The organism is Desulfocastanea catecholica, from assembly GCF_054657295.1.
On the sequence record NZ_BAAHYZ010000054.1, the window covers coordinates 1 to 11,009 of the forward strand.

Below are 11,009 nucleotides of genomic sequence, written 5' to 3' on the forward strand. Positions count from 1 at the left end.
CTGCGTAATTTTGCTTTATAGGTCTCTATAGCTTTATCGTCCATGTTGAGAGGAGGTTGCTTTTCTTTGAACATCATCCTGATTTTCCTTTTGACGCGTAGTTCAGATACTCAGAGAAGGAAATTTAGTTTGCATTTTTTCGAATATTATTAACATACTAGATTTGCATACTTGTATTTTCGATTACATGCCTAAAATTTTCATTAGCCTAATAGATATTAATTTTTCAGCCCCGGAGATAATTCTGTTAATGAGCTCCGCACACGTCGGGATGTCGTGGATCAGTCCGGCACCCATGCCGCATGACCAGACACCAGAGTTTATGTCTCCACCCGACATCACCTTTTGGTACACATTAGCAACATCAGCTTTGATATCGTCAAAAACTATACTGCTACCGAGTGATGTTTCCTTTTCCAGAACCCTTTCCACTGCAGCATTATTTAATGCACGCTCCGTATTGCGGAGGGGTCGCATGACAAGCCGAGTATCAAGCTCTGATGCTGCTAAAATTGCTTGTTTTACATTTTCGTGAACTGGCGCTTCTTTCGTTGCCAAGAAGCGGGTGCCCATATTTACACCTTCAGCTCCAAGAGCCAGTGAAGCCACGAAACCGCGCTCGTCTGCAATTCCTCCCGAAGCCACAAAAGGAATTCTCAGTTCTTCAGCCGCCCGAGGCAGTAAAACCATATTTGGAATGTCATCTTCTCCAGGATGCCCTCCGCATTCAAATCCGTCAATCGAAACCGCATCACATCCTATTGACTCTGCTTTGAGTGCATGGCGTACCGAGGTGCACTTATGGATCACTTTCACCCCTGATGCCTTCATTTTAGAGAGATACTGCTCAGGGTTCCGACCTGCAGTCTCGACAATCTTAACACCTCCATTAATTATCGCACGGATATACCCATGATAATCAGGGACTTTAACCGTCGGTAAAAATGTTAAATTGACACCAAATGGTTTGCTTGTCAACTCCTGACAACGCTGAATTTCATCTGCCAGGGCCATCGGACTCCTCTGGGTTAGTCCAGTTAATATTCCAAGTCCTCCTGCGTTGGAAACTGCGGCCGCAAGCTCAGCAAACCCTACATAGTGCATGCCGCCCTGAATAATAGGATGATCAATTTCAAAAAGTTCTGGGTGCCCCTCAAGTATTTTACTTTTTTCCGCTGCGTAAGTTCATGGAAGACTTCTCCAAGGTTTTTATGAAGTTGTCAAACTTAATAAACTCGTAAAAAGTCCAATTACCAGATAGCTAAGTAAAAAACTTCGTATGCGAGGCATAAGATTTTTATATTATTTCAATTTACTAGAGTACCTGTAATGATATAAAAATTGCAACAACGAAGCAGATGAAGAGTTTTTACGACGCCATCAAACTTTGGTTGTCCCCCGGAAAAGCCGGAGGTTTACCTGGCAGAAATTATTTAGTACACTAAATAGAATGTTCTGACTAAATTTAATCATGTCTATGGATTTACCAATGCTCGCTAATATATTCTTCGGAAAAACAGCTCAAATGAGCTGCACGCTTCCGAATCGAATAGCGGACGGCGAACATATTCATTCGCGCAGGAACAAAAGGAATACGAAGAAAAATCCACTTCACGTCTTGCCAAAACAGACGCACCTGATAAGAAACCTCACGGCCATGAGTACCGAAACCACCTACGTCAAGTCCTCGCAAAAAAAATAATGTTTACTTGCATAAATTTTTGAGATTGTATTTCTCAGCTGTGAGCCTTTGACCTCTCGCTTGCGCTACACAAGTGGTTTGGCGTTCATTTGATACGCTTGGACAAAGGCTTCGATAGCTACACATAGTTCATTTACGCTTTTAAAATTGGCATTCTCCAAAGCTTTGCGTGAGAAAATTCCAAACCATATCTCCACCTGGTTTAACCAACTTGCAGAAATCAGTGTAAAATGAAATTTCACGTTCGGGTGTCGTGCCAGCCATTCGTCATCACGTTTCTGGATACAATATTTATCTAGAATTACATGTATTTTTCCCATTACTACCTGGTAACTCCAAGAGCACTTGGTCCATGAACGCCAAAAACTCCACCCATCTCTTAAACTCCGTGATCTGCGTATGAATGGCACCTGTTGCCACGTTCAGCGCTTCAAAAAGATTCAAGGTACCATGCCACTTATGGGTACTCTTGAGTCCGCGTCCAACTTTGCCGTTGCTGATGCGAACATAGCCGGTAGTTCGATCCAACACCTGAATGCTTGGCTTTTCATCCACAGAGATAACCAGACCTTTTTCAGGTGGGGCCAGATAAAGTCCGACAATATCGGCAGCTTTACGCGCAAATTTTGGATCAGTACTTGTACGCACCGCTTCGTTGTTAAGCCAGACAAATGTTTAGCTTACGAAGTACACGCCAAACTGCGTCATCGGAGGCGCCAAGGTGCCTCGCGACCGAAAAACCGATCCAACAAGACTGGCAGTGAGGCGGAGGCGCCTTCAATGTTTTTAAAACCCAGTCGTGGAATTCTTCGTCATATTTTGGAGGCTTGCCGGAACATGGCCGATCATAACGTCCGGTAATTCCTTGAACAGTAAAGTGGTTGCGACAACGAATGACCGTATTCGAACGCACCTTAAGGTCACTGGCGACTTTGCTGATGAATTCTCCATCAAGAAGCTTGCAAATCATTCGTGCTCGCTCGACTAAACGGACCGCTAAACGGGCCGCCATACTTTTTCTAGCCGCCCATTCCCCGAAGGTCTGGCCATCCTTGTAGTTGCATTGTGGAGACAGAGTTTTTCTTGGCATAGACAACTCCTTTCAAGTAGAAAACAGAGAGCGTCTATAACATATAGTTTAAATATGCAAGTAAGCGTTAGAAGGTACTGTTTGGTTGGATAAATATACAAGTCTTACACATCGATGGTTAGCCTTAATCCGATCGAATATTTGATGACCTCGCCTCGCTCATCCATTTCTGGTTTCGCTGCCTGTGTGTAGCGAAATAGCCCGTGTCCTGACGCAATTAGGTTATCTTCCATATCATATACTTTAAACACACCAAAATATATTTTTCGACCAGATGATATCAGTTTACCAACAGCTTTAATACGAGATGTTTGCGCTTGACTCAAAAAAATTATATTTAATGATAAAGTAGGTTTTTTACGCGCAAGTGCTCCATGTTCATAAAATATGCCAGGTAAAGTCCCGGCTGCATCAAGAGACGTTGATATAAATTCACCGTGAAAAATGCCAGAATGATTTGACATCAGCCAAAATTACAGTTCTACCTTCCCGCCACTCATCGATTTCAAAACCTAAGTATTCGTTAAAAGGCGGCAGGCGTTGATTCGTCAGACATTCCATGTTTACTGCCTAGATATTTTCGTAGATGAATTAATTAGATGATACATGAAAGTAAGTAGCCACCGGCTTTGCCAGTGGTTATTTACTTTTCTGGATCCCCGAATCTCTATGTAGATAATATCCACCTTCATGTACAATCAGCAGAAACATAAATATCTACTGCAGAAGTTTACAACTATGCATTACGAATCATATCTCGTGCGATAACCAGCTGCTGGATTTGACTTGTGCCTTCGTAGATTCGAAATAGCCTCACATCCCGATAGAACCTTTCAATTGGATAATCGCTTACATAACCCGATCCACCAAAAATCTGTACCGCACGATCGGCGACCCTACAACACATCTCGGTTGCAAACAATTTGCTACAGGATGCTTTTGAACCTACGTCCTCTCCCAAATCTCGACGCCGGGCTGCGTCAATGATCATGCAGCGAGATGCATAGATTTCCATTTTGCTGTCTGCCAGCATAGCCTGAATAAGTTGGAAATTTGCTATCGGTTGGCCGAATTGTTTACGATCCATGGCATAGCGTAAAGATTCTTCGAGGAGCCTTTCAGCAGCTCCGACTGCAACTGAGGCGATGTTCAGTCGACCTTTGTCCAAAACTTTCATTGCTGTTTTAAAGCCAACCCCTTCCTTTCCACCGATAAGATTCGCGGCAGGAATTTGACAGTTTTCGAAAATCACATCGCAGGTGTGAGATCCCTTATGGCCCATTTTTTTGTCTTGCTTGCCCAGCGAGAGTCCTGGGGTCCCTGCTTCGACTATAAAGGCAGAAATCCCTCCAGCACCTTTTATGTCTGGATTTGTCCGAGCCATTACGGTAAAAATTCCAGCTTCAGGAGCATTTGTTATAAATCTTTTGGTGCCATTGAGTATATAATAATCGCCTTCACGCTTTGCCGTAGTCCTCAGACTTGCAGCATCGGATCCAGAATCCGGTTCAGTCAAGGCGAAAGAACCGATGATCTCACCGGAGGCTAATTTAGGTAGGTAGTATTGTTTCTGGTCCAAAGTACCATCAATAACGATCGCCGAGGAGCCGATTCCGTTATTAGTACCTATAATAGATCTAAATGCTGGCGAAGTTTTGCCAAGCACCATTCCAACGTTCACTTCTTCTTCCATGGTTAGGCCGAGGCCATCATATTCCTCAGGGATGGTCATGCCAAACATGCCGAGTTCTTTCATATCCCGAACGATATCTTCAGGCACTGCATCGGTGTCCGAGAGAATCTGTTCATTGGGAATCAAACGCTCATTCACATAACGTGTAATTGTATCCAATAGAACATTAAGCGTTTCTTTATCTCTGATCATTTTAAATTCTCCAAATTCAATTTTAATTTCGCCATAAATCGGATTAGACAGCTTCGAAATATAAAACATAAATGAGCAATTTTTTTTTTGTTCATTTATGTTGGTTCACTGGTGAAATGGTGGCAACGCAACACTCATTTCACCAGTGCAAGGTCATGGGATACACTCGTTATCGATGGGGCTGAATCCAGACGAAAACTGGGTATCTAGACCGTTGGTCGATTGGAGCATCTTTCTTTCCTTTGCTATGATTGCTCAGCAGCCCATTGAGACAATGATTTATTTTCCCTGACTAAATGCTCCAGTAAGACAGATGGTTGCCAATATTTTTCATCATAATCTTTACGGAAATTACATATGCATTCATACACTTTGCCTAATCCAATAGTATCAGCGTAATGCATGGGCCCACCCCGATATGCCGGAAAACCGTAACCAAACACATAAACCACATCTATATCGCTTGGACGTTGAGCAATACCCTCTTCAAGAATCTTCATTCCTTCATTAATCAATGCAAACAAAAGACGATTTACGATTTCTTCATCGGTGATTTGGCGAAGGGAGATACCGAAAACTTCGGCCTCTTTGTGTATTATTTCAAGTATGGTTGGATCAGGTATTCGTTTGCGGGATTCAGGATCATACTTATACCAACCTGCACCCGATTTTTGTCCCAATCTACCCATTTCGACTAAGATATCTGGGATACGGTAGCTTCTTGGATCACCTTTTTCCTCCACCGATAATGCTTGTCGAGCTTTATATCCAATGTCTAATCCAGCAAGATCGTTAACTGCTAAGGGGCCCATTGCCATGCCAAAATTTTCCATGGCATTATCAATTTGCTCGGGTTTTGCCCCCTCGATTAAACACATTTGGACTTCACGAAAATAATGACGCAACATACGATTACCGATAAAACCATAACAAACCTTCGCAAGAACCGGTGTTTTTCTGATTTTCTTGGCCAAAGCCATTGATGTTGCCAATACTTCATCAGAGGTTCGTTCAGCGCGAACAATTTCTAGTAGTTTCATTACATTCGCTGGGCTGAAAAAATGTAGACCAATTACATCCTGTGGGCGCTTAGTAGCCTCAGCAATCACATTCACATCTAGGTAGGATGTGTTGGTGGCTAGTATTGTTCCGGGTTCGCAGATGGTATCTAATTTCTCAAAAACATTCTTCTTAATTTCCAGGTTTTCGAAAACGGCTTCTATAACAATATCAACTTTCTTGAGATCGTTATAGTTTGTTGTTCCTTGAATTAATGCCTGGCGCTCCAATGCAGTCTTTTCAGACATTTTGCCTTTTTTTACGGTGAGACTATAGTTCTTGGTGATAATGTCCTTACCGTGTTGCAAGGCCTCTTCGTTAACTTCAAGTAACATTATAGGGATTCCAACATTAGCAAAGCACATAGCGATGCCGCAGCCCATGGTTCCTCCCCCAATAATGGCCGCTGCTTTGATTTCTTTGATCGGAGTATCTTTACTTAGACCTTTTATTTTACCTGCCTGACGTTCTGCAAAGAACATGTGTTGTAACGCTGCAGATTGTGTTGAATTACGACATTCTAAGAATAATTCACGTTCCTTTTTTAGTCCCTCCTCTATCGGCATGTTCACTGACGCTTCAACACAGGTAACAATATGTTGGGGTGCCATTTGGCCACGGAAGGTTTTTGCCAACTTGGAGCGATAGTTTTCAAAGGTAGAGACAGACACGCTTGCCTTATTGATCGAAATGTCTCTAGCTCGTCTTACCTGCATATTTTTTTCGATCAGTGCATTGGCATAAGCTTTAGCGCCCTCATATAAATCAGAATCAATGATATGATCTATTAAACCAAGTTCTAATGCTTGAGATGCAGTGATACTATTACCAGTTGTCATTAGCGCAAGTGCAGCTTCAACGCCTGCAAGACGAGGAGTCCGCTGCGTGCCACCTGCGCCTGGCAATAATCCAAGCTTAACTTCTGGAAATCCAACTTCCGCAGACCTTAACGCACAGCGATAATGGCAGGCTAATGCCATTTCAAAGCCTCCTCCTAACGCGGTACCGTGGATCGCTGCTATAACTGGTTTCACTGATTCTTCAATCACAGCAAACACATCTGGCAATAATGGTGCCAATGGTGGTTTCCCGAATTCTGTTATATCAGCACCGGCAATGAAGGTTCGCCCTTCGCATAATATTATTATTGCCTTGGATGCATCATGCTGCGCATTTTGAATGGCTTGCATCACTCCTAACCGAAGTGGTTGCGATAAGGCATTTACCGGAGGATTGTTCAGCGTAATGATACCGATTTTATCCGTTATTACGTATTTGATCGTCGACATATGTTTTACCTTCTACTTAAATGCGCTCAATAACTGCGGCGATACCCTGCCCAATACCTATACACATTGTGGCAAGGGCGTAACGACCACCGGTTCGTTCCAATTGGCGCAAGGCAGTCATGACGATACGGGCACCACTCGCACCAAGTGGGTGACCAATAGCAATTGCACCCCCGTTTATGTTGACACGTGGATCGTCAAAGGCAATACCAAGCTGTTTCATGCACCCAAGCGCCTGTGATGCGAAGGCTTCATTCAATTCAATGACATCCATGTCATGTAGAGTTAGTCCAGCGCGCAACAATGCTTTTTGAGTTGCCGGTACTGGCCCCAACCCCATTACGCGAGGCGGTAGTCCAGCTATAGCACCGGTAATTATTCGCCCGCGAGGCTTCACTCCTGCTGTCTCGCCAACTCTTTCACTACCTATAATTAAGGCCGATGCTCCATCATTGATTCCAGATGCATTTCCAGCGGTAACAACACCGCCAGTAAACAAAGTACGTAATTTTTCTAAACCTTCAATTGAGCTTGATGGCCTCGGATGTTCATCAGCCTCAACCACCAAATTTGGCTTTTTGTGCCCTTGAAAAACCTCTATAGGTATGATTTCATCCTTAAAGAATCCTTCGATTCTGGCCGAATCGTATTTAGCCTGGGATCTTGCTGCAAAAATATCGCTTTCATGCCTGGTTATCAATAAATCAGCTGCAACATTTTCTGCAGTTTCCGGCATTGAATCCCCGCCGAATCGACTGATAATATTAGGATTTGTAAAACGAGCACCCATGGTGGAGTCTGCGAGTTCTTGACTGCGAGTATACGCACTCGTAGCTTTCGACAATACATAAGGTGCTCGACTCATCGACTCAACACCACCAGCAATAAATAATTCCCCTTCATTAACACGTACGCAGCGGGCTGCATCTAGTGTTGCTGCCAGACTTGAACCGCATAATCGGTTAACAGTTATGCCGCCTATCTCAATGGGCAGCCCTGCCAATAAACCGGCAAAGCATGCGACATTTCTACAATCTTCACCAGCCTGATTAGCAGTTCCGATAATGACATCTTCGTACATGTCTAAACTAAAACTATTGCGACGTACAGGATAAATTTATGCTACCCCAGCACCGCAAGCGGAACTGTGATTATCGCCAGTAATTTTCAAATAATCTAAAACCAAGCGAGGAGAAAAACTGAGTTGCCTCATTTTTTGAGTTACATTAGATACGCCCTTGCTTTTGAGGAGGCCGATAGCAAATCTCCGTAGTCGGGTGATGTTTTCCGGACCGTAACCTTTCGAGATTCTACAGCGATCCTCATCGAAATTCCAGTCAAGGATGTAGTGACAGCTGTGGTGAGTAGGCCGGAGGAATCTCACCTCCAGCCTCTCGCAGAACGGTGCGTGAACCTCTCGATTCACACCGCTCCCATCAAGCAAACGCACCTACCATGCCCTTCTGCCAGTGTACAAAGAGGTGAGGTTCCTTTTGGGCAATTTGCTCAAGGAACCTACTTGCTCGTATCTTATGACCTTTCAGCCTCTTATACTTCCTCATCGCCCAGGCTACCAACGTTTTGTTGAAGTGCCTAAAAACCGGATACAGAGCCGATCGATAAAAATGTCCATAGTAAGTCAACCACCCCCGAAGGACTGGGTTGTAAAACATGGAAATATCAGCCAAGCTCAGTTCCGTCCGATTCCGGAAATTCAGCTTACGAGTCTTTTGCCGCATCGCTTTAACAGCCTTATTGCTGACCGCTGGCGTAAAATTGATAAACAGACTTTTACGCTTGCGGTTCAACACCCACCGGGGCCGGAAGGTATACCCCAGAAAATCAAATTCTGTGATCGGGTAGTCCTTTCTTCTGCTATTATCTTTGCAGTAGGCGATTTTAGTTTTCTCCGGATGCATCTCGAGCGCACATTCTTTAAACCTTGCATCAAGGGCAGATCTAACTGCCTGTGCTTGACCCTCGGTTCTGCAATGTACTAGCCCATCGTCAGCATACCGGCACCATGGGTTACCTGGAAAATACTTACTCATCCAGACATCAAATGTATAATGTAAGAACAGATTGGCCAAGATCGGACTAATTACTCCGCCTTGAGGAGTTCCCTGAGTACGTTCTACCAAGGTGCCATCCACGAGCTGTAACGGTGCTGTCAACCACCGTTTAACATACAGCAGCGCCCACTCACATTTGACGTGCTTCTCAACTGCCCGAAGCAACAGGGTGTGGTCAATATTGTCAAACAGTCCTTTGATATCAAACTCCAAAACCCAATCATACCTCCAGCACCGTTTCCTCGTGACTCCGATTGCGTCTAAGGCCGATTTTCCTGGCCGATAACCGTAGGAGTCCGGTAGAAACGTTGCCTCAATCTCGGGTTCAATCTCCTGCTTGACAACCATTTGCGCCACACGATCTGCAACGGTCGGTACTCCTAAGATGCGCTCCCCGCCACTCTTTTTAGGAATGGCAACCGCTTTTACCGGGGGTGGAAAGTAACTGCCTGAAGACATTCGATTCCAGATCTTGTACAGGTTCGCTTTCAAATCTTTCTCAAACATCTTCAGTGACTGACCGTCCACTCCGGCTGATCCAGCATTAGCTTTTACTGCTTGATACGCTTTGTACACATGCCATTTGTCAATGGTAAATGGTTTTGTTACACTCATTCGTCTCCTCCTGTTACCAGTTGAACGATAAATGCAACAGCTTGACTCAATCCCTTCGCTCCAACCGCATTACCGGTCTTCTTCACTACTACGGATTGATCCGCCCCAGTGCTCCGTATCGGTACTCTCGCCTCGTGGCTTCTACCACTTGTGCTTCTCCCTGTACATCGGAACGACTGGTTCCCGCAGTTCCATACAAAAGCCTGAAACAGCTTCACGCCCCCTATACGCCGGCCGCCACTTGCCCAGTAATCAGGTAACCGGCAAGCTTGTCCCAGAAGATAGAAACGCCCCTGGTTTTGACGACAATTCTTTGGTTTACGACGCGTCATCGGAAGGTTCACTTTCGTTCGTCTCTCTGTTTCCTACCTGCTCGAGGTACATTCCTCGACGCTTTGACCCCAACGCTCACCACCGACGGCTCTTAACCGCAGCAGCTTGGGGTGGTTTGAGGCCCGCTCCTGAAAGCCGACCCCGAGGGACCTACCCTCATCTTCTGTATAGCTTTGCCACAGTCTGTCAGTCCATAGTCGAACCTCCTTTCTGTGTGCCTGCGGCACACTTTCAATGCTCCAGTGCTGACGATTGTCTCTTAAAATGTCTTCAGCGGTTGCCATCTGGGGAGTTTTGCTGGTGATTCCGTACGCGACAACTCGTGTGTTTTTGCCTTTTTTCCGGTAGGTTACTCGTTCAATCTTGAAGGCTTGGGCGACATGGGGAAATTTCAGGTATTTATTGAGTTCCGTGGTCACCCAGATTCTTCTGGATTCATTTCGGCCATGGTTGGGCTTATCCTTGGTTGTATGGTCAGGATCCCAGGAAACATTTTCGAAAAATGAAGTGACTTCCTTGAGGAGTTTTTTTTGATTGCCCTTGGCGGTGAAATGATAATGCGCATTTCTTTTTTCAACGATGTAATCGGCAAGCTCACGCTGAATTAACAGGGCATCGGCGGTGATGGTTTTCCCTTGAATATCTAAGGACTCGAGGAGGGGGATAGCGGTTTTGATTTCGTTTGTCTGTTTTTCTTTTTCGCGCCCTTTTACAGGCAAAGTGCCGACTTTTTTTGGGTGTAGCTTTGTTTGCTTTGGTGTCCGACGGCACCCATGATATGAATTTGCCGGCCACTGTCGTCAACGGCATTGCGCATAGTTTTACCGTCGATCGCCAGACTGTCGTCGATTGTACCAAATTGGGCATTCCATTGCTGCAGTGCCCGGTCCAGCTCCATTGGTGCTATGCGAATCAATACGTTACGAATGGTGCTCTCACTGGGGACGCTATTTTTTCTCCGGCG

The 11,009-nt window shown here is 44.8% G+C and carries 6 protein-coding genes and 3 pseudogenes; all 9 read right to left on the bottom strand.

Annotated features, from left to right (window positions below; translation table 11 throughout):
- Positions 1–183: 183 nt before the first annotated feature.
- Positions 184–1,161 (bottom strand): NAD(P)H-dependent flavin oxidoreductase, encoded by a 978-nt coding sequence (locus tag ACYQ8U_RS22030; protein WP_459947728.1) that lies wholly within the window; start codon positions 1,159–1,161, stop codon positions 184–186.
- A gap of 606 nt (positions 1,162–1,767) precedes the next feature.
- A pseudogene (locus ACYQ8U_RS22035) lies at positions 1,768–2,714 on the bottom strand (IS630 family transposase).
- Between the two features lie 182 nt (positions 2,715–2,896).
- Entirely contained in the window at positions 2,897–3,256 is a 360-nt protein-coding gene (locus ACYQ8U_RS22040; RefSeq protein ID WP_459947723.1) for a PaaI family thioesterase, read from the bottom strand.
- A 272-nt stretch (positions 3,257–3,528) separates the two neighbouring features.
- Positions 3,529–4,677, bottom strand: a complete 1,149-nt coding sequence (locus ACYQ8U_RS22045; protein ID WP_459947724.1) for an acyl-CoA dehydrogenase family protein — start codon at positions 4,675–4,677, stop codon at positions 3,529–3,531.
- 245 nt (positions 4,678–4,922) lie between these two features.
- Entirely contained in the window at positions 4,923–7,025 is a 2,103-nt protein-coding gene (locus ACYQ8U_RS22050) for a 3-hydroxyacyl-CoA dehydrogenase NAD-binding domain-containing protein (protein ID WP_459947725.1), read from the bottom strand.
- 16 nt (positions 7,026–7,041) lie between these two features.
- A pseudogene (locus tag ACYQ8U_RS22055) lies at positions 7,042–8,133 on the bottom strand (acetyl-CoA C-acyltransferase); the annotation flags it as partial.
- A gap of 328 nt (positions 8,134–8,461) precedes the next feature.
- Positions 8,462–9,712, bottom strand: coding sequence for a group II intron reverse transcriptase/maturase (ltrA, locus tag ACYQ8U_RS22060; protein WP_459947726.1), 1,251 nt, complete (start codon positions 9,710–9,712; stop codon positions 8,462–8,464).
- Between the two features lie 365 nt (positions 9,713–10,077).
- Complete coding sequence (locus ACYQ8U_RS22065; protein WP_459947727.1) at positions 10,078–10,764, bottom strand: ISAs1 family transposase; 687 nt, start codon at positions 10,762–10,764, stop codon at positions 10,078–10,080.
- Positions 10,755–11,009 (bottom strand): annotated as a pseudogene (locus ACYQ8U_RS22070) (Druantia anti-phage system protein DruA); the annotation flags it as partial. The gene ACYQ8U_RS22065 and the pseudogene ACYQ8U_RS22070, both read right to left, overlap by 10 nt.

What these genes read in the sequence shown, in the direction of transcription:
- ACYQ8U_RS22040 (WP_459947723.1), bottom strand. Translation starts at nt 3,256, where the DNA reads ATGTCAAATCATTCTGGCATTTTTCACGGTGAATTTATATCAACGTCT.
- ACYQ8U_RS22045 (WP_459947724.1), bottom strand. Translation starts at nt 4,677, where the DNA reads ATGATCAGAGATAAAGAAACGCTTAATGTTCTATTGGATACAATTACA.
- ACYQ8U_RS22050 (WP_459947725.1), bottom strand. Translation starts at nt 7,025, where the DNA reads ATGTCGACGATCAAATACGTAATAACGGATAAAATCGGTATCATTACG.
- ltrA (WP_459947726.1), bottom strand. Translation starts at nt 9,712, where the DNA reads ATGAGTGTAACAAAACCATTTACCATTGACAAATGGCATGTGTACAAA.